Annotated in this window: 22 protein-coding genes, 1 tRNA gene and 1 riboswitch; of the genes, 8 read left to right on the forward strand and 15 right to left on the reverse strand. The window is 60.9% G+C overall.

Annotated features, from left to right (window positions below):
- Nucleotides 1–265: 265 nt before the first annotated feature.
- Nucleotides 266–350, reverse strand: a tRNA-Leu gene (locus tag WMO45_RS10105).
- Nucleotides 351–814: 464 nt separating this feature from the next.
- Here WMO45_RS10105 and WMO45_RS10110 point away from each other — a divergent pair.
- Both WMO45_RS10110 and WMO45_RS10115 read left to right on the forward strand, forming a co-directional pair.
- On the forward strand, nucleotides 815–1657 hold the full coding sequence (locus WMO45_RS10110) for a pyridoxamine kinase (protein ID WP_349140606.1): 843 nt from the start codon (nucleotides 815–817) through the stop codon (nucleotides 1655–1657).
- A gap of 96 nt (nucleotides 1658–1753) precedes the next feature.
- Nucleotides 1754–2401, forward strand: coding sequence for a helix-turn-helix domain-containing protein (locus WMO45_RS10115; RefSeq protein ID WP_349140607.1), 648 nt, complete (start codon nucleotides 1754–1756; stop codon nucleotides 2399–2401).
- 174 nt (nucleotides 2402–2575) lie between these two features.
- Here WMO45_RS10115 and kamE read toward each other — a convergent pair whose 3' ends face one another.
- From kamE to WMO45_RS10160, 9 genes are all read right to left on the reverse strand, one after another.
- Entirely contained in the window at nucleotides 2576–3364 is a 789-nt protein-coding gene (gene kamE / locus WMO45_RS10120) for a lysine 5,6-aminomutase subunit beta (RefSeq protein ID WP_349140608.1), read from the reverse strand.
- The gene (kamD, locus tag WMO45_RS10125) at nucleotides 3361–4929 is read right to left on the reverse strand and encodes a lysine 5,6-aminomutase subunit alpha (protein WP_349140609.1); all 1569 of its coding nucleotides are present in this window, start codon (nucleotides 4927–4929) and stop codon (nucleotides 3361–3363) included. Before kamD ends, kamE begins: the two co-directional genes overlap by 4 nt.
- Before the next feature lie 91 nt (nucleotides 4930–5020).
- Nucleotides 5021–6274: a lysine 2,3-aminomutase gene (gene kamA / locus WMO45_RS10130; protein ID WP_349140610.1), complete on the reverse strand. Its 1254-nt coding sequence runs from the start codon at nucleotides 6272–6274 to the stop codon at nucleotides 5021–5023.
- A 159-nt stretch (nucleotides 6275–6433) separates the two neighbouring features.
- On the reverse strand, nucleotides 6434–7474 hold the full coding sequence (kdd, locus tag WMO45_RS10135) for an L-erythro-3,5-diaminohexanoate dehydrogenase (RefSeq protein ID WP_349140612.1): 1041 nt from the start codon (nucleotides 7472–7474) through the stop codon (nucleotides 6434–6436).
- Between the two features lie 83 nt (nucleotides 7475–7557).
- Complete coding sequence (kce, locus tag WMO45_RS10140) at nucleotides 7558–8376, reverse strand: 3-keto-5-aminohexanoate cleavage enzyme (RefSeq protein WP_349140613.1); 819 nt, start codon at nucleotides 8374–8376, stop codon at nucleotides 7558–7560.
- 119 nt (nucleotides 8377–8495) lie between these two features.
- Nucleotides 8496–8673, reverse strand: a riboswitch (Lysine riboswitch).
- Nucleotides 8674–8863: 190 nt separating this feature from the next.
- Nucleotides 8864–10363, reverse strand: coding sequence for a lysine 5,6-aminomutase reactivase ATPase KamC (kamC, locus tag WMO45_RS10145; RefSeq protein WP_349140614.1), 1500 nt, complete (start codon nucleotides 10361–10363; stop codon nucleotides 8864–8866).
- Nucleotides 10364–10366: 3 nt separating this feature from the next.
- Nucleotides 10367–11365 (reverse strand): lysine 5,6-aminomutase reactivase subunit KamB, encoded by a 999-nt coding sequence (kamB, locus tag WMO45_RS10150; RefSeq protein ID WP_349140615.1) that lies wholly within the window; start codon nucleotides 11363–11365, stop codon nucleotides 10367–10369.
- A gap of 136 nt (nucleotides 11366–11501) precedes the next feature.
- A complete protein-coding gene (locus WMO45_RS10155) occupies nucleotides 11502–12584 on the reverse strand; it encodes a hypothetical protein (protein WP_349140616.1) in 1083 nt (360 codons plus the stop codon).
- A gap of 68 nt (nucleotides 12585–12652) precedes the next feature.
- Nucleotides 12653–13558: a selenium metabolism-associated LysR family transcriptional regulator gene (locus tag WMO45_RS10160; protein ID WP_349140617.1), complete on the reverse strand. Its 906-nt coding sequence runs from the start codon at nucleotides 13556–13558 to the stop codon at nucleotides 12653–12655.
- 73 nt (nucleotides 13559–13631) lie between these two features.
- Here WMO45_RS10160 and selD point away from each other — a divergent pair, with 73 nt between their 5' ends.
- The 5 genes from selD (at nucleotide 13632) to udk (ending at nucleotide 17064) form a co-directional block, all read left to right on the forward strand.
- Nucleotides 13632–14678, forward strand: a complete 1047-nt coding sequence (gene selD, locus WMO45_RS10165) for a selenide, water dikinase SelD (RefSeq protein WP_349140618.1) — start codon at nucleotides 13632–13634, stop codon at nucleotides 14676–14678.
- 167 nt (nucleotides 14679–14845) lie between these two features.
- Nucleotides 14846–15919: a YedE family putative selenium transporter gene (yedE, locus tag WMO45_RS10170; RefSeq protein ID WP_349140619.1), complete on the forward strand. Its 1074-nt coding sequence runs from the start codon at nucleotides 14846–14848 to the stop codon at nucleotides 15917–15919.
- 10 nt (nucleotides 15920–15929) lie between these two features.
- Nucleotides 15930–16130, forward strand: a complete 201-nt coding sequence (locus WMO45_RS10175) for a sulfurtransferase TusA family protein (RefSeq protein WP_349140620.1) — start codon at nucleotides 15930–15932, stop codon at nucleotides 16128–16130.
- Nucleotides 16111–16371, forward strand: a complete 261-nt coding sequence (locus WMO45_RS10180; protein ID WP_349140621.1) for a putative Se/S carrier protein — start codon at nucleotides 16111–16113, stop codon at nucleotides 16369–16371. Before WMO45_RS10175 ends, WMO45_RS10180 begins: the two co-directional genes overlap by 20 nt.
- A gap of 75 nt (nucleotides 16372–16446) precedes the next feature.
- Nucleotides 16447–17064, forward strand: a complete 618-nt coding sequence (gene udk / locus WMO45_RS10185) for a uridine kinase (RefSeq protein ID WP_349140622.1) — start codon at nucleotides 16447–16449, stop codon at nucleotides 17062–17064.
- Nucleotides 17065–17120: 56 nt separating this feature from the next.
- Here the strand turns inward: udk and WMO45_RS10190 are convergent, their stop codons facing one another.
- The 5 genes from WMO45_RS10190 to WMO45_RS10210 all read right to left on the reverse strand — a co-directional run bounded on the left by WMO45_RS10190 (nucleotide 17121) and on the right by WMO45_RS10210 (nucleotide 22992).
- The gene (locus tag WMO45_RS10190) at nucleotides 17121–19697 is read right to left on the reverse strand and encodes a M56 family metallopeptidase (RefSeq protein WP_349140623.1); all 2577 of its coding nucleotides are present in this window, start codon (nucleotides 19695–19697) and stop codon (nucleotides 17121–17123) included.
- Nucleotides 19698–19703: 6 nt separating this feature from the next.
- Nucleotides 19704–20063: a BlaI/MecI/CopY family transcriptional regulator gene (locus WMO45_RS10195; RefSeq protein WP_349140624.1), complete on the reverse strand. Its 360-nt coding sequence runs from the start codon at nucleotides 20061–20063 to the stop codon at nucleotides 19704–19706.
- A gap of 105 nt (nucleotides 20064–20168) precedes the next feature.
- On the reverse strand, nucleotides 20169–20735 hold the full coding sequence (locus WMO45_RS10200) for a hypothetical protein (protein WP_349140625.1): 567 nt from the start codon (nucleotides 20733–20735) through the stop codon (nucleotides 20169–20171).
- Nucleotides 20728–22623, reverse strand: a complete 1896-nt coding sequence (locus WMO45_RS10205) for a M56 family metallopeptidase (protein WP_349140626.1) — start codon at nucleotides 22621–22623, stop codon at nucleotides 20728–20730. Before WMO45_RS10205 ends, WMO45_RS10200 begins: the two co-directional genes overlap by 8 nt.
- 3 nt (nucleotides 22624–22626) lie before the next feature.
- Nucleotides 22627–22992, reverse strand: a complete 366-nt coding sequence (locus tag WMO45_RS10210) for a BlaI/MecI/CopY family transcriptional regulator (RefSeq protein WP_349140627.1) — start codon at nucleotides 22990–22992, stop codon at nucleotides 22627–22629.
- A gap of 169 nt (nucleotides 22993–23161) precedes the next feature.
- Here WMO45_RS10210 and WMO45_RS10215 point away from each other — a divergent pair, with 169 nt between their 5' ends.
- The gene (locus tag WMO45_RS10215; RefSeq protein WP_349140628.1) at nucleotides 23162–24646 is read left to right on the forward strand and encodes a DUF1846 domain-containing protein; all 1485 of its coding nucleotides are present in this window, start codon (nucleotides 23162–23164) and stop codon (nucleotides 24644–24646) included.
- The last annotated feature ends 128 nt before the right edge of the window (nucleotides 24647–24774 follow it).

Consider the following 24774-nt stretch of genomic DNA (forward strand, 5'->3'; position numbering starts at 1 on the left):
AGGATGCTGCGAATTAGGACTCGTAGAGCAAGATGGTACGTTTGTGCTGCAGCAGGGGGTTAATGCCGTCCGAAATTGCGTTCAAATGCTTGTGGGATATCGCAACGGTATAGATGCGGCAGTTTCCAAGTTTGTACCCAAACCCAAATCGAAGCCCAGCGACAGCGGGTTCGACTTGGAAAGGAGAACAAAGAAGCGGGCGAATGGCGTCTTTCTTGCCATGAAAATAAAAAGATGTCGGAGCAAAGCGAACTTTGCTCCGACGTGGTGCGCCTGAAGGGACTCGAACCCACACGCATCGCTGCACGAGAACCTAAATCTCGCATGTCTACCAATTCCATCACAGGCGCATATTCAGTTTGAAAGGATGTTGGTACCAAAAATCGAGTGCGAATCCTTTGCCGAGATGACCCACCTAAATCCGATCCATTTACCGGTTCTGTGATATCTGTAATTGAACGGACTCTAGTTTACCATCGAACGGCGTCGTTGTCAATTATGCTTGGAAACGATATAATCAGACGTAACAAAGCCTGAGATGTTCCAATTTTCAGCCGCAGTTACCAGGAGAAAAAAGTAAGACCGTGTGAAGGGTGGATGGCGGACCGGGGCGCGGAAAACCACGGGCTTTTAGGTACCGCCACTGCCAAGCAGCAGATCACCTGAACCGGAAAATGCCGTAGAAGAAAGACAGGCTTTCCATGTCTTTCTTTTTTGAGTCCATCGGAAGAAGGTCACGGGGCAGAATTGCCGATTGCGCCGCAGCGCGGAAGAGACTATAATAATCTCAATTGCAAAAGAGGAGGAAGACAACATGGCACAGGCACCACGCATTGCCGCGATACAGGATGTCTCAGGGTTTGGACGCTGTTCCATGACCGTGATCCTGCCGGTACTGGCCGCCATGGGCGGGCAATGCTGCCCGCTGCTGACGGCATGGCTGTCCGCCCATACGGCATTCCCGCCCAGCCGACATGCCACTTTTTTGGATCTGACCGGACAGATGGAGCAGACAGCGCTGCACTGGGCGGAGCTGGGCGTGACATTCGATGCGATCTATAGTGGATTTCTTGGTTCGGAGGCACAGATCGGATTGATCGAGGAATTCTACCATCGGTTCCGCCGGAACGATACCCTGGTGCTGGTGGACCCGGTGATGGGCGATCACGGCAAGCCCTACCGGACCTATACGCCGGCTATGTGTGCGCGGATGGGGGAGCTGGCAGCCCAAGCGGATGTGATCACCCCAAATCTGACGGAGGCAGCTTTGTTGTTGGGGGAGGACTATGCGGACGTACCGCGGGATGAGGTGGGACTGCGTGACTGGCTGACCCGGTTGAGCCTGGACGGGCGGCGCTCGGTGGTGCTTACCGGCGTGAGTTTGCGGGAAGGGACCATCGGTGCAGGCTGCTTTGAGCGGGGAACTGGGGAAATCTGTTTCCCGCAGGCCAGGCGGGAGCCGGCGCAGTTCCCGGGGACGGGCGATCTGTTTGCAGGTGTGCTGCTGGGCAGCCTGCTGCGGGGAGAGCCGCTGGGGCAGGCGGCCCAGCGGGCGGCGGATTTTGTACAGAAGTGCACCGCACGAACGCTTCAGCTGGGGACTCCGGTGCTGGAGGGCGTGGAGTTTGAGCCCTTGCTGGGAGAATTGATGCGATAAAGGCCTTCTTTTTGCCATGCAACCGATTGTTGACCGATAGATGGTTGCAGTTGCCGGACTTGCCCGGTACAATCGGGACAGAAGGAGGGCATGGCTATGACATTGGGCGAACGAATTGGAGCAGCTCGAAAGCGTAGCGGACTGTCTCAGGCACAGGTGGCGGAGCGGCTGGACGTCAGCCGTCAGGCTGTATCTAAGTGGGAGACGGATACATCCCGTCCGGATATGGAGAACCTGCTGCATCTGGCGGAACTGTTTGATGTACCGCTGGAGGAACTGGCGATGGAACGGACGGCCCCGGAGAAGGAGAAGAAGCGCCCGCCCATCCAGCTGTGGATTTGCCTGGGTGTGCTGCTGCTGGCCGGAGTGCTGGCGATGGGACTGCATGTTGCGCCGGTGGACCTGGAGGCAGGCGGGCCATCCTGGCAGAATGAAGAGCGTGCTCAGCGCTACGCACAGAAACTGTTTGACCGGTATGAGGAACAGCTGTTGGAGCAGGCCTATGTTATGGCGCCAGACGTGGAGGGAGCCGGGCTGGTACCGGACAGTCTGTGGTGCAGTTGGTCAGGGCGGGACCTTACCCTGACCTATACGGTGGGACCATCAAAGCGTGTTTTTTATGACAACGCCAGGGGAGAAAGCGTGCGCCACAGTGCTCAGGTGACCCTCTATGGTACCCGAATCTGGCCCAACGTGTTCCGTTGGGATAAACACAGCGTGAGCCTGCTGGAGGTACCGGAATAGAGCAAAACGGCATCCGTGCCTGGTCACGGATGCTTTTTTGTGTTTCGTGGTTAAGATTCCGGCAGACCGGTCCAGCACTCCATACCTTTATTTAAATAAAACAGCGCCGGAGCATATGCTCCGGCGCTGTTTTCCCAGAAAGGGATAGAAGAGAGAAGAGAGGAGAAAACAAAGTTATTTGCCCAGACGGCGCACCATTTCCTTGGCGCAGAAGGTGGCCACGTCGTCGGCGTAGGTGCCGGCGCCAAAGCCGGCGTCATAGCCCAGCTCCTTGGCCAGAGCGTGGGTAATGCGGGCGCCGCCGCAGCAGAAGATATACTTCTCGCGGACACCTTCGGCCTCGGCCAGCTCGATGAGCTCGGTCAGGTTCTGGATGTGAACATCCTTCTGAGTAACGGTCTGGGAGACCAGCAGCACGTCGGCGTTGACCTCGGCGGCCTTGCGGAGGAACTCCTCGTTAGGCACCTGGGAGCCCAGGTTGTAGGCCTCGATCATCTCGTAGCGCTCCAGGCCGTAGTGGCCGGCGAAGCCCTTGCGGTTCATGATGGCGTCGATGCCCACGGTGTGAGCGTCGGTACCGGTGGAGGCGCCCACCACAACCAGCTTGCGGCCAAGGCGCTCCTTCAGGAACTCATCGGTCTCGTCCATACCCATGGCCTCGTCGGCCACGGTCTGCACCACGATCTCATTGTAATTGATAGTGTGGGTGAGGGAGCCGTACACCACATAGAAGGTGAAGGCCTCGTCCAGCTTCTGGCGCAGAGCCACGTTGGGGTCGGCCAGACCCATCTTCTGAGCCATGAGCACGGCGGCGGCGGCGCCCTTGTCGTCGTCCTTAACGGGCAGGGTGAAGGAGAGCTGCACCTTGCCGTCGTTCATAGTATCTCCGTAGGGTTTCAGCCGGGTCAGGTCCAGCGTGGTGTCAAGGTCCTTGTCACGAATCTGATACAGTCCGGAACTCATTTGCCGGCACCCCCTTTCATCATGGGCTCAAGGAAGGGGTTGAAGTACCCGGCGGCCTTGGTCACAACGCCGTCCAGGCCCTTGCCGCCGTCCCGAGGACGCTTGATGTCGGCAAAGATGCCCCGCTCCAGGGTTTCGAAAATGCCCAGCTGTTCAATCTGGCCCAGCAGATCGGTGGCCTTGTGCAGCACGTCGGCCGCGCGGTTCTGCATGATGCCGCCTTCCTTGAAGACGATCTCGCTGCCCAGATCATGCATGGTGCGGAAAATATACTGGGCGTTCTGGATGGCCAGGAAACGGTCGGACAGGAAGGGAGTATGAATGGCCTCGGTCATCATGCCCAGCAGGTGAATCTTCTGGTTGGTCAGGATGGTCACCATGTTGAACAGGGCGTCCTGAACGTGGCCGCGGAAGATATTGCCGGTCATGAACTTGGTGGGAGGCATGTACTTCAGGGGGGCGTTGGGGAAGATCTCCCGGGCCATCTCGGCCTGGGCCAGCTCATACAGGAAGCCGTTCTCCACATCGGGATCGATCTCGAAAGCGTGTCCCAGACCCATCTGCTCCTCAGGCAGGCCGGCCCGGAGGGCAAAGGCCTCGTTGAGGAACTGGGAGGCCAGCACGGTGTGAGCCTCTTCCACAGCGTCAGCGGTGGTCAGGTAGTTGTCCTCGCCGGTGTTGATGACCACGCCGGCATAGGCGTTGATGGCGCGGGAGAAGGACTGATCCACCAGGGTGCGCTGCATGTTGATGTCGCGGAACAGAATGCCGTACAGAGCATCGTTCAGCATCACGTCCAGACCCTCAAAGGCGCCCATGGCGGCGATTTCGGGCATACACAGGCCGGAGCAGTAGTTACATACACGGATGTAACGGCCCAGCTCCTCGCCCACCTTGTCCATGGCTTCGCGCATCAGGCGGAAGTTTTCCTGTGTGGCGTAGGTGCCGCCGAAGCCCTCGGTGGTGGCACCGTAAGGCACATAGTCCAGCAGAGACTGACCGGTGGTACGGATTACGGCGATGACGTCGGCGCCCTGGCGGGCAGCAGCGGTAGCCTGTACCACGTCCTCATAAATGTTGCCGGTGGCCACGATCAGGTAGATCCAGGGGCCCTGCTTCTCGCCGCCGTGGGTAGCGATGAAGTCCTCGCGGCGTTTGCGGCGAGCGCGGATCTTGGAGAGACTCTCCTCCACGATGGGGTCCAGCGCGGCATGGATCTCGGCCTCGCCGTGGGTGGGCAGAGCGGTCAGATCCAGCTTGTCGTTGGCTACGTCCTCGGCGATGGCCTGGGGACCCTTACCGGTCTCCACCATGGCGTTGCCGATCCAGAAAGCGGCGCCCTGGGGCAGAGCACCCTTGTCCATCAGATGTTCCACTACTACATTGGGCAGGGGAACGTCGGCGGAGTCTACTCCGTCGATACCCAGCAGACGGCAGATGGTACGTTCAACAGCTACAGTAGTGCAGCCGTCGATGAAACGCTGGGTGTCGTCCGCCACCCGGGAAGCGTGGGCACGGGCCTGTTCCACCAGCTTAAAATCAAGATTCAGCTTGGATTCCAACATCGATCACTTCCATTCTCGGTTTGTGAGAGAAAAACGGGGGGAAGCGGACCGCCGCCCTGGGGCAGCGGTCCGCTTGTACAGCGGAGAAAAATTATTCTTCGTGATGGGAACGCTTATGACGCTCCAGGTTGGCGGGCTCCATGGACAGCGCCTGACCGCGCTCCAGACCGGCCACGCCCATGAGCTCTTTCTTCTTCTTACCGGTGCAGTAGTCGCACTGGCAGTCGGTGTAGTGCTCGGGCTCGGTGTAGGTGGTGATAACACCCTCGTAGTTGCGCAGGATGACCTTCTTGGGGGTCTGAGAGATGACGTACTGAGGCATGACAGGAGTCTTGCCGCCGCCGCCGGGGGCGTCCACCACGAAGGTGGGTACGCAGAAGCCGGAGGTGTGACCGCGCAGGCCTTCGATGATCTCGATGCCCTTGCTGACGGGAGTACGGAAGTGCTCCAGGCCCATGGACAGGTCGCACTGATAGATGTAGTAGGGACGCACCCGGATCTTGACCAGCTCGTTGACCAGCTTCTTCATGGTGTAGACGCAGTCATTGATGCCGGCCAGCAGCACGCTCTGGTTGCCCAGGGGGATACCGGCGTCAGCCAGCATGGCGCAGGCCTTGGCGGACTCGGGGGTGATCTCGTTGGGATGGTTGAAGTGGGTGTTCAGCCAGATGGGGTGATACTTCTTCAGCATATTGCACAGCTCGGGAGTGATGCGCTGAGGCAGCACCACGGGGGTACGGGAGCCGATGCGGACGATCTCCACGTGGGGGATCTCACGCAGCTTGGCGATGATGTACTCCAGACGTTCGTCAGAGCAGAGCAGCGCGTCGCCGCCGGAGAGCAGCACGTCCCGGATGACGGGGGTGTTGCGGATGTACTCGATGGCCTGATCCACCTGATCCACGGGCAGGCCGGCATCGTTCTGACCGGCGAAGCGGCGGCGGGTGCAGTGGCGGCAGTACATGGAGCACTGGTCAGTGATCAGCAGCAGGCAGCGGTCAGGATAGCGGTGGGTCAGACCGGGAGCGGGGGAGTCCTCATCCTCATGCAGGGGGTCCAGCAGGTCGGCAGCGGACTGATGCAGCTCCTTGGCGGTGGGGACGGCCTGCAGCCGGACGGGATCGTGAGGATCGCCGGGCTGGATCAGGGACAGATAATAAGGAGTGATGGCCATGCGCAGGGTGCCCAGGCAGGCCTTGACGCCTTCTTCTTCCTCGGGAGTCAGGTCCACATATTTCTTCAGGTCCTCCAGGGTCTCCACGCGATTCTTGACTTGCCAGTGCCAGTCATTCCACTCTTCGTCGGTCACGTTGGGGAACAGGATCTTACGACGGGACTCTACCATAACAAGGTCATCCTTTCTAAATGAAAATAGGTGCGTTGGGAAGAACAAATGCTGAATGCAGCCAACTGCGTGCCGAATACGGGGGGAGAAGGTTGGGGAGGAGGAGTTCCCGCCGCATTCCGCGTGGAGTGCAGCATCAGCAGCAGTCTACTTTTAAAATTACAGATACTTCTTCTCGAAGTAGGCCTTCAGCTGGGGATTCTCGCGGAGCTCGGACAGGGTGATCTCAGCATGGTCCTTGGTGTAGCCGTTGCCAACGATCATGGTGACATCCTTTCCGCAGCCCTCGGCGCCCAGAGCGGCCTTGGCAAAGTCGGTGGCCATGGAGAAGAAGTAGACGGTGCCGTTGTCATGGACGGGCAGAATGGCGGCCATCTCGCAGGCGGGGACGTTAACGATCAGAATGGATACGTCATACTCCTTGCCGCCGTTGACGGCCAGAGACTTCTCCAGCACCTCCACGGGGTTGGTGGCGGAGCCAACGATGGCGTGGTGGCACAGGTTCATGCTCTTGAGCAGGTCGGCGTCCTCCTGGCAGATGACCAGGGCCACCACATTGCCGGTGGGGCCAACGCGCTTCATGGCCTCGTAGCAGCACATCATGCCGCCCTTGCCAGCGCCGCCCAGAATCAGAACGCTGTCGCCGGGTTTGACCAGCTTGGCGGTCTGGGCGGGAGCGCCGGCCACATCCAGGGCAGCCAGAGCCAGCTCCTCGCTCATGTCGTCGGGCAGCTTGGCATACAGGCCGGACTCAAACAGGATGGCCTGAGCGTCCACATCCACACGGTCGATCTCGGGGTGGATGGCTTTGATCTTATTGATCTTCAGAGGAGTCAGAGACAGAGAGACCAGGGAGGCAATCTTGTCGCCCACCTTCAGGTCGATCTTACCAGCCAGATCCTCGCCGATCTCACGGACGGTGCCGATGAACATACCGCCGGAGCCAGTGACCGGGTTCTGCATTTTGCCGCGCTCATTGACGATATCCAGGATCATCTGCTCGGTCTTGCCCAGATCCTTGCCGCAGGCTTCATAGATCTGAGTGAAGGAGGCAGAATCGATGTTCAGTGCGGACACGTCGCACAGGATCTCGTTGGAGTAGCACTCCATGGTGTTGTCGATCTTCTTGGCTGCCTGGGTCAGCAGGCCCTGGGGCTCGATGACGCGGTGGGTGCCGTACTTGTTGCCTTTCTTCTGCATGGAAGATTCCTCCTGTTTCATTGAGTGTTGGGGTGGTTGGGGAGATGTATGGTTGGGGAGATAAGTAAAACAGAGTCAGCGGCTCAGGCCAGCGACAGAATCTTGCGGGCCTCGTCCGGAGTGGCAATCTCACGGCCCAGTTCTTTGGCCAGGCGGACTACCTTTTCCACCAGTTCACCGTTGGAAGCGGCTTTGTGACCTTTTTCCAGGTAGATGTTATCCTCAAAGCCCACGCGGACGTTGCCGCCCATCACAATGCCGGCGGCCACCATCGGCCAGGCGCCCCGGCCGATGCCAGTGACAGTCCAGGTGGACCCGGCGGGAATCTGCTTCACCAGGTAATCCAGGTTACCCACAGTGGCGGGGGTGCAGCCGGACACGCCCAGTACGAAATTGAACTGCATGGGTGCGCCGGGGACCAGACCCTTGTTGGCCATGTTCACGATGGTGTCCAGATGGCCAATCTCGAAGCACTCGTACTCGGGCTTGATGTTATTTTCGATCATGCGCTTGCCGAAGGCACGCATGGTGGGCATATCATTGACAAAAATGTCATCGCCGAAATTGCAGGTGCCGCAATCCAGAGTGGCCATCTCAGGGCACAGCTCGGTGGGCTGGAGCCGCTCTTCGGGGGTCATGCCGGTAGCGCCGCCGGTGGATGGGATCAGGATTACGCCGGGGCAAGCCTCTTTGATGGCATCCAGCACGACCCGGAACCGCTCACGGTCCTGAGTGGGGGTGCCGTCGTCTTCCCGGACGTGGACGTGGATGACCGCAGCGCCCGCCTCAAAGGCGCTCTTGGCCTCCCGGACCATTTCGTCCACCGTGTAAGGAACCGCGGGATTATGCTCTTTGGTGACCTCCGCGCCGCAGATGGCCGCGGTGATGATCAGTTTTTCCATGACACGCCTCCTCAAAAAAATAAACGCCATCCCGCCATGGAAAAGGGTCCTCCTGGCGGGATAGCGCTTCATGAACAAAAAAACACTACTCATGTCCGCGGGAGGGGTACTCTCGTTCAGACACAAATAGCGCTTCATGTGACTCATGACAATCCGTGAGCGCTGGGCCCACGGCTCAGGGGGAGGGCTGTACGATTCACGTCCCCCTTCGGCGGAGCGGACATTCACAGAACACATCGGGCTCGCCAGCCCTTAACATTGTTCTCCTACCTTGCACTCCGCGCCTCTATCCATGCGTATTATTCACTTTTGACAAATTCACTATAACGCAGCCAAAATGATTTGTCAACTATTTTTTAGGAAATTTGGTTTATAAAATTTTTCTCCCGCCGGAGGACTTTTGTATGCTGCAACAGGACGCTGGTAATGTGCCGCTGCGGTAGAGTAAAAAAGAGACCGCCCCGATTTAGGGGCGGTCTCCCAAAGCTTACAGATCGGCCTGGAACAGTTCCATCAGTGCTTCATCCAGCTTTAAAAGCCGGCAGACACGCAGTGCATCCCGGGGACAGGGGGCTCCAGGCGGGGCGGGCAGCAGGTGGTAGTCCATCCGCCGGGCGATGCGTTTGCGGGGATCGTCTCCCTCATCCCCCTGAATGTCCCGCACCAGGCCCGCTACCTGATAGTGGGCCCCGGCCACATCGGAGACGCCATCGTAGTGGGTGGTCATGAGGGCGACGCAGTCCAGTGTGCCCAGATGGCGTACCAGGGCGCGGGCCAGGGCGGCGCCCTCTTGGGGATTGGTGCCCCGGGCAAATTCATCCAGTGCCACAAAGAAAAACTGCCCGCGGGTTTTGCACAGCAGCTGGTCCAGCAAGTGGACCTCACGGCCGAAGGAGGATAGACCGCCGCTTCCCGGTCCGCTGTCGGCCAGGATAAGTTCCACCCGGTGGAACAGAGGCAGCCGGGCTGCGCGTGCAAATACAAAGAATCCGCACTGGCACAGCAGCAAGCTAAGTACGGTAGCGCGCAGAGAGACGGTCTTGCCGCCCATATTGGCGCCGGTAATGACCGTACATCCCCGGTGCAGATGCAGGTCCAGAGAGGTGAACTGCTCCCCCCGGGCGGCCAGATCTTCCGCCACCTGGGGATGGATGACCTCATGCAGCTCGATGGAACCGTCTTCGCTCAGGGTGGGGCGGACACACTGGAAACGCAGGGCCAGCTTGGCCTTGGCAACGATCAGATCCAGGTGTCCCAGCGCCTGCATACAGGCAAGAAAATCTTCCCGCCAGGCCATCAGCTTTCCGGTGAGCATGACCCGTACCTCCAGCTCCAGCTGGTCTTCCTGTACAGCCAGTACCCGGCGTTTCTCCAGCAGCGGGCCCCGTTTCTCCTCCTGGGTCATGCGGATGGCTTTTTCCAGCTTGGCCTTCTCCGCACGCAGGGGGGCCAGATCGTTGTGGTAACTGTTGACGATGGAGAAGGTGGGCAGACGCCGCCCCTCCGGGTCCATCAGCTCCAGCGCGTCGGACAGGGAGGGAAACGTGATGCCAGCCAGAGCGGGCATGGCGGCATAGGCCTGGTTTACCTGCTCCATGGTAACCAGAAAATGCTTGATCTCAAACAGCTCCACCAGATCGAACGGGGCACCGGGGTCCCGGTCAAAGGAGCCCCGGATATCGTGGAACAGAGGCAAGCAGCGGGTTACGCCCCGCAGGGCCGCCGCCGCATCCTTCCGGGCAGAAGCATCCAGACGGGGAGTCTCACAGCAACAGGACTCGGTCTGCTGGGAGGCAGTGCCACCGGCGGCCCAAAGTTCCATGGCCAGAGCCACATTGTCCAGCTCCTGCTCCAGCTCTTCCTCATCCCCGGGGCCATACCAGCGGGGATTGCGTGCAGCCTGTTTGCCGAAGGGAGACAGGGGGCTCAGGCGCTCAAGCACCCACTGAAAGCCCGCGTTCTCCCGCAGTTCATGAGTCAGTTCCATGGCTTACTCCTCCTTTACGTTCACAACCGGCAGGTCCAGGGCCTCCTGGAGGGCATGGACAAACCGGTCAGCCTCAAAATGCCAGCCGTAGGCCGACCAGGGGTTGGCGGCGACAGCGGCAATGGTCAGCTCCCGGCGTACCGCCAACTCACCGCCGCTGCGCAGGAACAGTTCCAGCGCGGCACGGCCAGCCAGCACATGGGTAGCGTCGGATGCCACCAGGGTGGTGGGTGCTCCACGGCGGGCCAGGGTCTTGAGCAGCGGGTCAGTAATCCCACCCGCTGCCCAGACCACCATAGGCTGTCGGGGGAGTTTGTTCCATTTGGGGGCGCCCGACTCATCCAAAGGCAGCTCAGCTGGTTCTCCCTCGGGGGTGAAGAGAGCAAAGCGGGCCTCCAGAGCGTCCAGCGCCTGACACAGGCGAGTATTTTCTGGACGCTTGCGGGCAAAGAGCCAGCAGGTGTGAGCGGTTTCAGCTACTACCAGCTCCATATTCCGGTCCAGGGATGCGCCGGTGCACAGCAGGGCCACGCCCTCCACTCCGGCGCCGGCCAGGGATTTGCGCCCGGCAGCCCCGTCGATGAGTACGCGCTGGGCACCCAGTTCCCGGAAACGCTGGGTCAGAGGGGGCAACTGTCCGGCGGCTGAGGGTCCGGCCAACTGGACATAGCCGTCGGACAGGGCACGAAATACCCCTACCGGCCCAAGAGGGGTCATCACATCGGTGAGGTCGACCACCTCCAGTGTGGCGTCACACAGGGAGAGCATTCCTCGGGCAGTGGCAAACAGATCGCCGGCCTTCAGGTACAGGTCGGGTTTTTCTGTGCCGGTGACCAGGTCGGTACATTCCCCGTCCCGGCCCACCGAAGTCAGGCCGAGGCATTCCTCACCCAACTCATTCATCAGGCGGCGCATGGTGGTGGTCTTGCCGGCGTTTTTGCAAAGGCCGATCAACGTCACGGGGGACGCGTCTCCCACCAGCGGCGCTAACAGCTGTTCCAAAATAGGACCTCCCATCCAGTGAAAATTTGGTCTGATTGTCAAAGCCATTATAAGAGCCGGGCGCGGACGCTGTCAATGACAGAAAAAAACGGCGCAGTCCAAACGACTGCGCCGCAAGGGATAGAGAGGATATGTTTCAGGCGTGACGATCCATTTCCTCCACGATGTTTACCGCTGTGCGGTATACGCCTTCAAAATCCACGTGGGGATTGTAGAGCCCCTCCAGCTCATCGTGCATAGCCTTGGCTTGGGCCAGAGCCTCCACGGCCTCGTCGGTCAGGGCGGCGGCCACCTTGCGGGAAAATTTGAGCCGGGCCTTATTCCGGCGCAGCAGCTCCGGGTCCAGCATGGCGTCCAGCCGGATACGGCGATAGGGACGGCGGGGATAGGGCTGGGCGGGGGAGGAGGAGAGGAAAGCCAGGGACAGCGAGGGGATGAGCAGGTGCTCCATCCGGTCGGGGGCCATGGGGGAGGGGCAGACGATGATGTCATGTCCCGCCGACAGAGCGCCGGCGGCCAGGTGATGGAGCATGCCGTGGGCCAGACCGTAAGTGTCGGACAGCTCGTAGACACGTTTACATAATGCATCGGCAGTGCTGTAATTGCACAGCACGCCCTTCCAAGTGACACCGCCCAGGAAGCGCTGAACAGACCGACCGTCCTCCAGGGCGGTCTTTTTGACCTCCCGGGAGAGGATGCCCCGGGCACGCTTGGCCATCTTGGCTTCTAAGACCTGAGTAGACAGGAGTGCACGCATATCCTCTTCGATTTGGGCTGCGGCGGTGAGGCAGCGGTAAGCCCGGCTGTAGCAGGCCTTGTAGCCTTTCATGCATCCCATCAGTTCCGAGCGGACGGTTTGAAGGGCGTCGCGGTCGTAGTAGTTTCCTAAGTTTACGTAATGTTCAACCAGACCGGGGTAGGACGGCTCTACCACGTGGGGAGCGGTGCCGTCCACCAGGGCGGTTTTCCGCTCCGGAATGAGCACAGCATCCAGGGAGTCCGGATCGCCGGAGCAGACGATGTACTCTACCTGAAGGCCGCGTTCCTCCATGGCTTTGCCCACCTTGCGCATCAGGGAGGATTTGCCGCAGCCGGGACCGCCCTTGAGGATATAGATATCCCGGGCCTGGGCCGGGTCAATCAGCTGGTCGTAGAGGGAGTAAAAGCCGGTGGGGGCGTTGGCGCCCAGGAAAAAGGAGACCTGCGGTTCACTTTGCATAAATGACCCTCCAATATCTGAGTTTCTCACCCCAGCGTATGCCGGAGCGGAAGGGAGGGTGCGGCAGTTCAGGGCTGATTCTGGAAGAAATAGGGCAGCTCCTGCAACAGCATGGAGGCCGCCGGGGAAAGGGCGCGGCTGCGGTGATAGAGCAGATAAAACTCCCGGGTCAGCAGAGGGTTGGAGTCGGGAAAGAGGAGGATTTGGCCGGCGGCAGCCTGGTCACGAGCGGCATAGGAGGAGACGATGGCGATGCCCAGGCCGTTTTTTACGCCCTGCAGGATGCTCTCGGTGCTGTCAAGCTGGGCGGTCAAGGTCAGCTCCCGGGGGTCCAGACCGATGCCCCGCAGATACTGTTCTCCCTGCTTTCTGGTGCCCGAGCCGGGCTCCCGCACCAGAAAGGGGGCGCAGCGGAGCACTTCGGGGGTCATGCGGCCGTTCAGCGCCCGATATTCCGCAGTGTTCGGCGTGATGATGACCAACTGTTCGGTGAGAAAGGGTACGCACAAAAGCCCCGTACGCTGGACCGGTGCGCCCACGATGCCAAGCTCCGCTCCGTTTTCGCTCATCCACTGGGCCACCTGGCCGCTGTCCCCCTGCCGGACCTGAAAAAAGACCTGAGGATAGCGCTGGCGCAGGGAGGGGAGCACCTGGGGCAGCAGGTACTGGGAGGGAACGGTGGAGGCGGCGATGGACAGGGTCCCTGCAATGGAGCAGGCGGCGGTGCGCACCTCCTGTTCGGCCCGCTGGCACAGGCCCAGGATCTCCCCGGCGTACCGGGCCAACACCCGGCCGGGCGGGGTAAGATGCAGCTGTTTGGTGGAGCGCACCACCAGACGGGTCCCAAGCTCCTCCTCCAGCGCGCTCATGTGGGCGCTGACGGTGGGCTGGGTGAGGTAGAGGGCCTCCGCCGCCTTGGAAAAGCTGCGCAGGCGGGCTACCTGGACAAAAATCTCCAGCTGTTTGAGCTGCATAGCGGACCTCCTCATTGTGTTTTTAAAAGAAATGGGGTATAGTGTAGCCAGAAAAAGCAAAGGGGGTGGATGTATGCCGTATGAAAAACTGCGCCTGACCGCCATGACCACGGCCGGTGGGTGAGGGGCCAAATTAGGGCCGGGAGTCCTAAACGATATTTTGTCCGGTCTGCCCCGGACCGCCGACCCCAATCTGCTGGTCGGCTTTGATTCCAGCGACGATGCTGCGGTCTACCGTGTCAGCCCCGACGTGGCCATGATCCAGACGGTGGACTTCTTCCCGCCTGTGGTGGACGACCCCTATACCTTTGGTCAGATCGCCGCAACCAACGCCCTCTCCGACGTGTACGCCATGGGCGGACAGCCCCGGCTGGCCATGAATCTGCTGGCCGTGCCCTCCTGCCTGCCGCTGGAGGCGGTGGGCGCGATCCTGGAGGGAGGCGCGTCCAAGGTAGCTGAGGCCGGTGCGGTCATTGCCGGGGGCCACAGCATTGAAGATCCGGAGCCCAAATACGGCCTGTGTGTCACCGGACTGGTCCACCCCGACGCCATACTCACCAACAGCGGCGCCCGGGAGGGGGATATCCTGGTGCTCACCAAGGCGCTGGGTACCGGTATTCTCACCACCGCAGCCAAGGCGGAGCTGCTCACCCCCGCGGAGCTACAGGAGATGACCGGGCTGATGACCACCCTCAACAAGGCGGCGGCCGAGGCGGCTGTGCCCCTGCGCCCCAACGCCTGCACCGATGTGACGGGCTTTGGGCTTATCGGCCACGCCCGGGAGATGGCCCAGGGGGCGGGGTGTACCGTGGAGCTCTGGCCCGGACGCATCCCTATCCTGCCCAAGGCACTGGAGCTGGCCCGGGACGGGATCATCCCCGCCGGAGCCTACCGCAACCTGGATTTTGCCGGGGGCGATGTGGCAGTGGATGGGAACTTCCCACAGGAAGTGCTGGACGCCCTCTACGATCCCCAGACCGCCGGCGGATTACTGCTGAGCGTACCCGAGGCCAAGACGGCGGAACTGCTGGAGCGCATGGCCGACCGCGGCGTATCCGCCGTGGCGGTGGGTGCGGTGCGCCGGCGCGGAGAAAAGATGGTGTACCTGAGACAGGTGTAGACCGGGCCCCCCGGACGGCACAGCCGTCCGGGGGTTTTATTATAAAACACTTTATAGAAAAAAGCGATAAAGTATAGAGAAAATATGGAAAAAATCAAGTTCCAATTCCGGACAGGCAAGGGTATGATAGGGACAGAGAGGACCATATGGAAAAGGAGGTCATTTGTGTGACAACGAAACGAGAGCATCTGTTCCTGATCCTGGCCGGGCTGGTGGTAGGCGCGGCGTCGGTGGTGTTGGTGGCCCTGGGCAATCCGGTGAACATGGGCTTCTGCATTGCCTGTTTCCTGCGGGACATAGCCGGCGGCGTGGGACTGCACCGGGCCCCCATCGTACAGTACATCCGTCCTGAGATCATCGGCCTGGTGCTGGGCGCCATGGTGATGGCCCTGGCGGGCCGGGAATTCAAAGTGCGGGGCGGCTCCTCCCCCATGACCCGGTTCGTGCTGGGCTTTTGCGTGATGGTGGGGGCGCTGATGTTCCTGGGCTGCCCGCTGCGCATGGTCATCCGCCTGGGCGGCGGCGACGGCAACGCCATTCTGGGCCTCATCGGCTTTATTGTGGGGATTTTTGTGGGCACGCTGTTTTTGAAAAAGGGCTTCTCGCTGAAGAAGTCCCAGCCCCAGGCCATGGTGGAGGGGCTGCTGATGCCCGCCGTCAACGTGGCCCTGCTGGTGCTGGTAATCGCGGCTCCCGCCTTCCTGTTCTTCTCCACGGAGGGCCCCGGCTCCATGCGGGCGCCCATTGCGGCGGCTCTCATTGCCGGGCTGGTGGTGGGCGCGCTGGCCCAGCGCACCCGGCTGTGCATGGCTGGCGGCATCCGGGACGCCATGATGCTGCGGGACTTCCATCTGCTGATGGGATTTGTGGCCATCTTCGCGGCGGTGCTGGTGGGCAACCTGATCGTGGGCGGTATGGGCCTGCGGGGCGGCTTTACCCCCGGTTTTGCCGGACAGGCCGTGGCCCACACCGACGGACTTTGGAACCTGCTGGGCATGGTGCTGGTGGGCTTGGGCTCCGTGCTGCTGGGCGGCTGCCCCCTGCGGCAGCTCATCCTCTCGGGCAGCGGCAACAGCGACTCCTCCGTGGCCGTACTGGGCATGGTGACCGGGGCCGCCTTCTGCCATAACTTCGGGCTGGCCTCGTCCACCGACGGGCCTACGCTGGCCGGCAAGATCGCCGTCATCATCGGCTTGGTCGTGGCGTGTGCCATCGGCGGGGCCAATACCAAGAAAGTGTGAGGTGCGGATTATGAACCAGATCGACGCCAGGGGCTACTCCTGCCCCGAACCGGTACTCATGACCAAAAACGCCCTGAAAAACGGCACCCCCCTTGTGGTGCTGGTGGACAGCGAGACGCCGCTGCAGAATGTCCGGCGCTTTGCCTCCAACCACGGCTACCAGGTCAGCTGGAAAGCGGTGGGGGAAGACTATGAGATCACCATCTCCTGACATGGACCAGATCGCCACCTTTTACACCCACTTCGGGGCGCTGCAATTTCACAAGCGGCTCAAAAGCCAGGGAGATCAGGCTGTGCTGATGCCGGTGCCGCGGAAGCTCTCCGCCTCCTGCGGGACCTGTGTGCGCTTTACGCTCCCGTTTGATCCGGCATGGGCCGGGGAGGACCTGGAGGCGGTCTATGCCGCTGAGGAGGGTACGTACCGGCTGCTGTTTGAAAACCAAGAGGAATAGCATACAGGGCCGCGGGAGGCTTGTACCCCCCGCGGCCCTGTGTTATACTGAAAAAAACAGCGGGGGGTAGCGCATATGCAGACGATGGTGATCGGCATCGCGGGAGGGACAGGGTCGGGCAAGACCACCCTAACGCTGCGGCTGAAGGAATGTTTTGGGGACGACGTGTCCATCCTGTACCACGACAATTATTACCGGCAGCACGACGAGATGCCCTATGAGGAGCGCTGCAAGCTCAACTATGACCATCCGGATGCCTTTGACACCCCGCGGCTGATCGCCGATCTGGCGGCCCTGCGCCGGGGAGAGACGGTATACAGCCCCACCTATGACTACACCATCCACAACCGCGCCGCCGGGACTGTGGAGGTCCGCCCGGCCAAGGTGATCCTGGTGGAGGGCATCCTCATTTTTGCCGATCCCGCCCTGCGGGAGCAGATGGACATCCGCATTTTTGTGGACACCGATGCCGACGTGCGCATCCTCCGGCGCATCCTGCGGGACGTGAAGAAGCGGGGCCGCTCCCTGGACTCGGTGGTGGAACAGTACCTCACCACCGTTAAGCCCATGCACGAGCAGTTTGTGGAGCCCTCCAAGCGGTTTGCCGACATCATTGTGCCCGAGGGCGGCAAGAACACCGTGGCCCTGGATATGATCGTTCAGCGCATCCGCAGCCATATTGCCCTGGAATGACGGATCAAAAAAGGAACCTGCCTCTGGCAGGTCCCTTTTTTGATGTTCATGCGCCGTCACGTGGTGAGAAGGGCGTCCTCCAGCGAGCAGACCCAGGTCAGTGTCCCGTCGTCATACTGATAGATCCCCGTCTCATTGATCTGTCCGCTGCCGGCTTGTACCATATTGCTGTACTCCTGTTGGAGGTTGCCGATGAGGCCGGTGTACCCGGCAAATTCCACCCCCAGCGTCTGGGCCGGGTTGGTCTTTTGGATCTCATTGTCATAATAATCATAGATGATCAGATTTTGGACGTCCCCTGCCGGCCAGGCCAGCACCTCCTGGAACCCATCGCCGTCCAGGTCATGGAACTCCACGTCCGGGTGTTCCACCGCCGCCATCAGGTAGAGGTACAGCTGGGGGTCCTCTGCCAGGGCGGATTCGTTGACCGTATCGCCCACATAGCGCAGCAGCACCGTGGCGGGCTGGGACAGAATGGCGTAAAGGCTGATGTGACAGTCGCCCGGACCGTCCAGATAGAGGCACAGTCCGCCGTCGGCATCCATATAGGACTCCGGGTCCTGGATGGGCTCCAGCTTGGATGCCGCCGCCCGCATTACCTCGCTCTCTGTGCCGTTGCGGGTCAGCTCTGTCTCCTTGTTGCACTCCACCCGCACCAGCCTGCCGCCCTCCGGGGACAGGTTCTGCAAAACAGCCGTCATAGCAAGGGTTTCCTCCGCCGGGGTGATCCGGCTGTCCAGGGTGAAGCTCTCCGCCATGAGCGCCATTACCTGGGGCTCAATGGCGATATAGGGGTAGTCAGTAATGGCGTCGTCCTGCCACTGGGTAGTGATCTTCCAGCAGCCGCCGTCTGCCGCATCCGTGTAGTAAGTGCGATAGGTCCAGCCATCCGCCTGGGCGGTGAAGATACGCCCGCTGTCGTCCGCGGGGGTCATACCACGGGTGCTGTCTGCCAGGCTGGTTTCGAGGTAGTCCACCGTGACGGCGGAGCCGGTGTTGTATGCGGACACCCATACGCTGTGGGTGGGGTCCGCCGCCCACTGGTTCCAGGCCGACACCGGGATGTAGAGGTACCAGCCGTCCCCGTCGTAGCGGTGGACCGGGAAATTGCCGTGGTATTCCCCGTCCGGGTAGGTGATCTGCTCTGTCCAGTCCTCCACATAGAGGGGCAGGTCCAGACCTTGGTCGGTTACATACCAGTCGTAGATGGCCTCCTCATAGCTGTTGTGATAGCCATAGAAATCTCTGTTGTCGTTGACCGGCTGGTCGTAGAGGACATCATAGGTGCCGTCCGGGCAGCGCAGGGCGACGATGTTGTGTCCACCCTGACCCTCCAGGTCAAACCAGCCGTCCTCTTCGGACATGCCGCCCACCAGAGCGACCTCCTCCGTGGGGGCGTCAATCTGTACCAGGTAACAGAAGGTCCAGAGCTCCAGGATACCCTCGGGGGCCAGTCCATCCATTTCCCCCATCTTGTCCAGCCAGGCTATCTTGGTGCCGGTGACCTGGGCGGTGGCCTCCTCGGTGGTGGCTGTCCCGTTGGAGAGTTTATAGTAAGTCACCTCTTTGGTGTTCTCCATGGTCTGCTGGGCAAAGTCCTCCATGCTCGCATACTGTCCCGTCCTGTTGTGGTCGGGCGTGGGACTGCTCTGCACGGCAGGGTTGGCGGCGCAGGCGGCGATGACCGCCACACAGGCGATACCGGCCGCCGCGGACAGCCATAGTTTGGGGCGTTTCCAGCGCAGCAGGTTGCGGATGCGCCCCTTGGGGTCCCCTTCTCCAAAGGCCAGGGGGGTGCCTGCGATGGTGAGGCGCCCGGTAGCCAGGGTGAGCAGGGAAGCGGAGTAGTCCGCCCGGATGTTTTCGCCCAGCTGCTTCACCACCGCCTCGTCGCACCGCATCTCCATGTCCTTTCCCGCCAGCACAAAGGCGAGCCACACCAGGGGGTTGAACCAGTGCAGGCACAGCGCGGCAAAGGCCAGCACCTTCACCACGTGGTCCAGATGGCGGATGTGATACTGCTCATGGCAGATGATATAGTCCATTTCCTGCTCTGTCAGGGTGGAGGGCAGATAGATCCGGGGCCGCACCAGCCCCAGCACAAAGGGGGTGGAAATGTAGTCGGCCAGATAAAGATTGTCCTTCAGATGCAGACTGCCCACCAGTCTGTGCCGCAGACGGAGCAGGGCGAAGATGCTGTATCCTGCCATGCCGGCCGCCCCCGTCATCCACACCCAGGCGGCTACCACGGCCCAGTCCACCGATGGGGCCGTCTGCACCGGGGATACAGGGGTTACCGGTTCAGGGACAGGTGTGTCCGGCTCCGCCGGCTGCTGCTCCGCCTGGGACGGTGCTTCTGCCGGCTGCTGGGGCTGGAGGTAGGTCACGGTGCTCACCACCGGGGTGGCCTGCCGGGCCGGGGCGTCCAGGGCCCCCAGCAGGGAGAAGCCGGAGGGGAGGGACACCGGACAGAGCAGCCGGAAGAGCACCACCGCCCACAGAGCGTAGGAATATACTTTTGGAGCCTGTTTCAGGGCCAGCCGCACCACCAATATGCACAGGATCACGATGCCGGCCGTGAGGCTCATGTTGAAGAGCGCGGGAAAAAGCGTCTGGGACAAAAACTGTGTCATGGCTGCTTACCCCCTGTTCGCATCGATCAACTGCTGTAACTGCTGGATCTCCTCCTGGGACAGTTTTTTCCGCCGGGTAAAGGCCGCCAGAAATGCGGGCAGGGACCCGGAAAAGGTCTCCTCCACAAACTGCTCGCTCTGCCGGGCGTAAAATTCCTCTCTGGACAGCAGGGAAGTCACCTTCCCGTCCCGGTTCTGAAAGATGCCCCGCTGGCACAGCCGCTTGAGCACCGTGTACGTGGTGGACTTTTTCCAGCCCAGGGCGACCTCCGCCTGACGCACCAGCTCGGTGGAGGTCATGGGCTCCCCCTGCCAGATGAGCTCGGCAAAACGGGACTCCACCGCACCTAATCTCAGTTCCGTCATGATCACACCTCCTTTGGTCTACTGGTTGTCGTCCTTGCTTGTAGTCTACAACCTATAGACCAATTTGTCAATGACAATCCGGTTACAAAAAGAGGCGGCCTGAACTCAGGCCGCCTCCTCGGGAAAACCGTTTCGCAGGACAAAGAGCTGATAGAGAATGAACAGGCAGATAAGAAACCCAATGACAAGCAATCCGCCGTAGAGAACGGTCAGAGAGGCGTTGTCCTCCCAGGGCAGAGGGAGCATCAGAATGACCTGAATGACGGCCTCCGCATTGCGGCAGAACCGCATGCTGTCCGCCCGTACCTCATGGTCCTCCGCCAGTTGGGCCAGGTCGGTGAGCAGCTGGAAACGGAAGTAGATGCCCACGCAGCTCAGCAGGATCTGAAGCAGGAAGAACCGGCCGGTAAGTTCCTGGCCGGTCAGCAGCACTGCCAGCCAGTCCACTGCCGCCACTACCCCCAGCAGGGTGCAGAAGGGCTTGAGCAGGAGCAGGTCCCGCAGCTCTGAGCCCAGCAGGGCGATGGCGGAGAAGATCAGCAGATAGCCCGCCCAGTTGGGCAGTACGTCCAGCATGTGGTCGTTGATCCCCAGATTAAAGTCCAGACAGAGCAGTACATAGCCCCAGGCGATCTTGGTCAAAGCCTGGCGGATTCGGATGTTGTCAGTCATAAGCAGCCTCCTCCGGTAGGGCGAGGCCGGTGTAATCCTGGCCCTGATATCGGAATTTTACCGCGATGGCGGCGGGGGATTGCTGCTGGTCGCAGCCCCTGTGGTCGCTGCCTCCGCCGCCCCCCAGGCCATACTCCTCCGGGGTGTGGAGAGATCTGGGGCCGAATTCCGTCGGGAAGGTCTCACCCTGGGCCAGCGGCTCGTACCAGACGGTGAGAGAGACCTCCTCCCCGCCTTTCCAGGCCCGGCCGCCCACGGAGTGATAGTAGTCGGTAAAAAGAGAATCTGGTCTAGGCACGGTATCCAGTTGGTAAGAGCTGCCGAAAACGCTGTCGGAATAGACCTCGTTGTCGACGCTGAGCAGGTACTGATAGTCCACCTGAATGGTAAAGTCCTCCACATGAGTGGTATAGGTCAAAGCGGGCAGGACGGAATTGGTGTGGGTGGCCAGGGTACACGCCGGATCCACCGCTGTCCAATCATCCAGGGGTTCCACCGCCCAGAAATCCCCCTGCCGGAACACCTGTACCGGCTGGGACACGGCGATGGATTGGCCGTCCTCATAAATACCGGCAAACCAGGTGCGGTAGGCGTCCAGCACCAGCAGGCCGGTGTAGTTGCCATCGGAGCCCTCCAACAGGTTGTACACCACCCAGTCGGCCTGGGCGCCGCTCTCCTCCGAAAGGCCCAGCGGCTCCAGCGGGTAGGAGGTGTTCAGTCCCTCGCCTGCTTGGGCGGCTGAGAGCAGGGGCCCCAGATCCTCCTCTGGGGCGGCCATGACCAGATAGGCGGGACTGTCTGTCAACAGGGCTTTTACGTAGCTGTCCAGGGCACCGGCCACGGTGGTGGCCCGATTCAGCCGGGCCCGAGCCAGGGAGAGCGGGTCGGATGCGTGCTGGTCAGGCAGGTCCACTGCCCCCACCGTCCCCGCCAGGCAGGCAATGGCCAGTACTGCCGCTACGCAGCCAGAGCCCAGGCCCACCCCCTTGGGATAGCGCTTGAACCGGGCGATGGAGGCGATACGGGCCTTGATGTTCTGCCCTCCGTTGGCCATGGAGGTGGTACCAGGTGCGCGGGCGTATTTGTCGTCCGCCATGGACAGGAGAATTACGCCGTACGCCCGGCGCTCTTCCCCCTCCAGCCGCTCCAGCACCCGCTGGTCGCACAGGGCCTCGCTGTCGTTCTGGGCCCGGTCCCAGCAATACCATAAGAGGGGATTGCACCAATGCAGGCACCGCAGGGCACACATGCCCACGCCAGCCCACAGATCACCGTATTTCAGGTGGAGCAGCTCGTGGAGAATCACCTTGTCGTCCACTGCCCGCTCCGGCAGCACCAGCACCGGGGAAAGGGGCCCACACACAAAGGCGCTCTCCACCCCAGGCAGCACGATTACCCGCTTGGGGACCTTCAGACCATATTGAGCGGCTACCCGATTGATCTGCTCCAGCGTGTCAGAGGCGGGTGAGGAGCCCGTTGCCACCCGACGCCGCAGGGCCAGATAGGACAGGAAAAACCACAGCAGTGTGACAACCAACCCGGCGGCGTAGAGGTAGAAGAGCACGTCGGTAACGCTGCCCGGTGCGGTCAGTTGCACCAGAGGAATAGGGGCCAGGACCTCCGTCACGCCGTAAGGGCTGGTGAGGGCGGAGGACAGATGGGATTCCAGCCCGGTTTTCATGGTTTCCAGCAACACGGTGAGGCCGGGAATCAGTGTCCGGCCAAAGAGCCCTGCGGGGAGCAGCAGCCGGACGGCCAGAATGGCCCATACCCCGTACTGCCACCGGGGGGAGAGCTTATCCAAAAAGAGCCGCTTGGCGATGAGCAGCACCGCCGCCGCAATGGAAACGGTGAGGGCCTGCATCAGAAAGGACCAGAGGTTTTGCAAAGCTCACACCTCCATTTCGTCCAGCAGTCGGCGCAGTTCCTCCCGCTCCTGGGCGGTGATCGTCTCCTCCTTCAGAAAAGCGGCCACCAGTTTGCCTGCCGAGCCGTGATAGGCCCGCTCCAGCAGGCCCCGCCGTTCCTGGGCGGCGCAGCTCTCCCGATCTACCCCTGCTCGATAGCGGTGGGGAGTATCCTCTTTCCGAATAACCACCAGTCCCTTATTCTCCATTCGGGTGAGATAGGTGAGTACGGTGTTCCGGCTCCAGCCGGTGATGGGGCGCAGGGCTTCTACCGTTTGTCCCAGAGTCAGCCCCTCCGGCGCTGCCCACAGAACTTCCAGCACCTGCCATTGCTTGTCACTCAGTGTCATGGCCATCCCTCCTACAGCTGTAGTATCTGTATGAATACTACAACTGTAGGAACGATTTGTCAAGGCAAAGGGCAAAATACGACGAAGATGGAAAAAAAGCTATTGCTGGAATGGGAAATGTGGTACAATAACCATCAAGTGAATTTTGTGTGAAGGGACGGGGTCCGGAATGGACAAGATCGGGTTCGACAATCAGAAATATCTAGAGATGCAGTCGGCTCATATTCGGGAACGTATTGGTCAGTTTGATAACAAGCTCTATCTGGAGTTTGGCGGAAAGCTCTTTGACGACTATCATGCCTCCCGGGTGCTGCCTGGCTTTGAGCCGGACAGCAAGATCCGCATGCTCAAGGAGCTGCGGGATTCGGTAGAAGTGGTCATCGCCATCTGCGCCAGCGATATCGAGAAGAACAAGGTACGGGGTGATCTGGGCATCACCTATGATGTGGATGTGCTGCGCCTGATCGACGCGTTCCGCAGTCAGGGCCTGCTGGTGGGCAGTGTGGTGATCACCCAGTACGCCGGCCAGCCCGCTGCCGACGCCTTCCAGCGGCGGATGGAACATTTGGGTGTGCGGACATACCTGCACTATCCCATTGCCGGCTATCCCAATAACATCCCCCTCATCGTCAGCGATGATGGATACGGTAAAAATGACTACATCGAGACGCAGCGGCCCCTGGTGGTGGTCACCGCGCCCGGCCCGGGCAGCGGCAAGATGGCGGTGTGCCTGTCCCAGCTCTATCACGAGTACAAGCGTGGGATCAAGGCAGGGTATGCCAAGTTTGAGACCTTCCCCATCTGGAACCTGCCCCTCCAGCACCCGGTGAATCTGGCCTATGAGGCAGCTACCGCTGATCTGGGGGATGTGAATATGATCGATCCCTTCCACCTGGCTGCCTATGGGGAGACCACGGTGAACTATAACCGGGATGTGGAGATCTTCCCGGTCCTCTCGGCCATGTTTGAGAAGATCATGGGAGAGTGTCCCTACAAGTCCCCTACCGACATGGGAGTCAACATGGCGGGTAACTGCATTGTGGACGACGAGGCAGTGTGTGCCGCCGCCCGGCAGGAGATCGTACGTCGCTATTACGCCGCCCTGTGTGACCGCCGGGTGGGCGTGGCCGATGACGAGCTGGTGTATAAGCTGGAGCTGGTGATGCAGCAGGCCAAAGTGGATGTGTCCATCCGTTCGGTGGTGGCTGCCGCAGCCCAGGTGGCGGAAGAGACGGGGAATCCCGCCGGTGCCATCGAGCTGCCCAACGGAGAAGTGGTCACTGGGAAGACCACCGACCTGATGGGCTCCTCTTCCTCCACACTGCTCAACGCCCTCAAGGCCCTGGCGGGGATCGACCATGAGCACCACCTCATTTCCAGAGAGGCCCTGGAACCCATCCAGCAGGTGAAGGTACACCATCTGGGATCGGTCAATCCCCGGCTCCATTCCGATGAGATCCTGATTGCCCTGGCGATCTCGGCCACGACCAACCCTCTGGCCCGGCAGGCCATGGACCAGCTTTCCCGTCTGCGGGGGTGTGAGGCCCACTCCTCGGTCATCCTCTCCCCGGCGGATTCGGGTACTTACAGCCGCCTGGGCCTGCGCCTGACCTGTGAACCCCAGTATGAGACCAATAAGCTCTATCACCGATGAGCAAACTGACCGGCGCGCCCCTTATGGGGCGCGCCGGTTTTTGTGCGATGGGACAAAATGAAAGATAGGGAAATAAAACCTGCAAAAAGTACCTTGACGCAGGGCGCGCCGGCTCGTAAAATGAAGGA

It is taken from the genome of Flavonifractor hominis (assembly GCF_040095835.1).
In the GTDB taxonomy this organism is placed as follows: Bacteria; Bacillota; Clostridia; order Oscillospirales; family Oscillospiraceae; genus Flavonifractor; species Flavonifractor hominis.

Coding starts and splice junctions, on each gene's coding strand:
- WMO45_RS10110 (WP_349140606.1), top strand. CDS start 815: ATGGCACAGGCACCACGCATTGCCGCGATACAGGATGTCTCAGGGTTT.
- WMO45_RS10115 (WP_349140607.1), top strand. CDS start 1,754: ATGACATTGGGCGAACGAATTGGAGCAGCTCGAAAGCGTAGCGGACTG.
- kamE (WP_349140608.1), bottom strand. CDS start 3,364: ATGAGTTCCGGACTGTATCAGATTCGTGACAAGGACCTTGACACCACG.
- kamD (WP_349140609.1), bottom strand. CDS start 4,929: ATGTTGGAATCCAAGCTGAATCTTGATTTTAAGCTGGTGGAACAGGCC.
- kamA (WP_349140610.1), bottom strand. CDS start 6,274: ATGGTAGAGTCCCGTCGTAAGATCCTGTTCCCCAACGTGACCGACGAA.
- kdd (WP_349140612.1), bottom strand. CDS start 7,474: ATGCAGAAGAAAGGCAACAAGTACGGCACCCACCGCGTCATCGAGCCC.
- kce (WP_349140613.1), bottom strand. CDS start 8,376: ATGGAAAAACTGATCATCACCGCGGCCATCTGCGGCGCGGAGGTCACC.
- kamC (WP_349140614.1), bottom strand. CDS start 10,363: ATGGAACTGACTCATGAACTGCGGGAGAACGCGGGCTTTCAGTGGGTG.
- WMO45_RS10155 (WP_349140616.1), bottom strand. CDS start 12,584: ATGCAAAGTGAACCGCAGGTCTCCTTTTTCCTGGGCGCCAACGCCCCC.
- WMO45_RS10160 (WP_349140617.1), bottom strand. CDS start 13,558: ATGCAGCTCAAACAGCTGGAGATTTTTGTCCAGGTAGCCCGCCTGCGC.
- WMO45_RS10175 (WP_349140620.1), top strand. CDS start 15,930: ATGAACCAGATCGACGCCAGGGGCTACTCCTGCCCCGAACCGGTACTC.
- WMO45_RS10180 (WP_349140621.1), top strand. CDS start 16,111: ATGAGATCACCATCTCCTGACATGGACCAGATCGCCACCTTTTACACC.
- udk (WP_349140622.1), top strand. CDS start 16,447: ATGCAGACGATGGTGATCGGCATCGCGGGAGGGACAGGGTCGGGCAAG.
- WMO45_RS10190 (WP_349140623.1), bottom strand. CDS start 19,697: ATGACACAGTTTTTGTCCCAGACGCTTTTTCCCGCGCTCTTCAACATG.
- WMO45_RS10195 (WP_349140624.1), bottom strand. CDS start 20,063: ATGACGGAACTGAGATTAGGTGCGGTGGAGTCCCGTTTTGCCGAGCTC.
- WMO45_RS10200 (WP_349140625.1), bottom strand. CDS start 20,735: ATGACTGACAACATCCGAATCCGCCAGGCTTTGACCAAGATCGCCTGG.
- WMO45_RS10210 (WP_349140627.1), bottom strand. CDS start 22,992: ATGACACTGAGTGACAAGCAATGGCAGGTGCTGGAAGTTCTGTGGGCA.
- WMO45_RS10215 (WP_349140628.1), top strand. CDS start 23,162: ATGGACAAGATCGGGTTCGACAATCAGAAATATCTAGAGATGCAGTCG.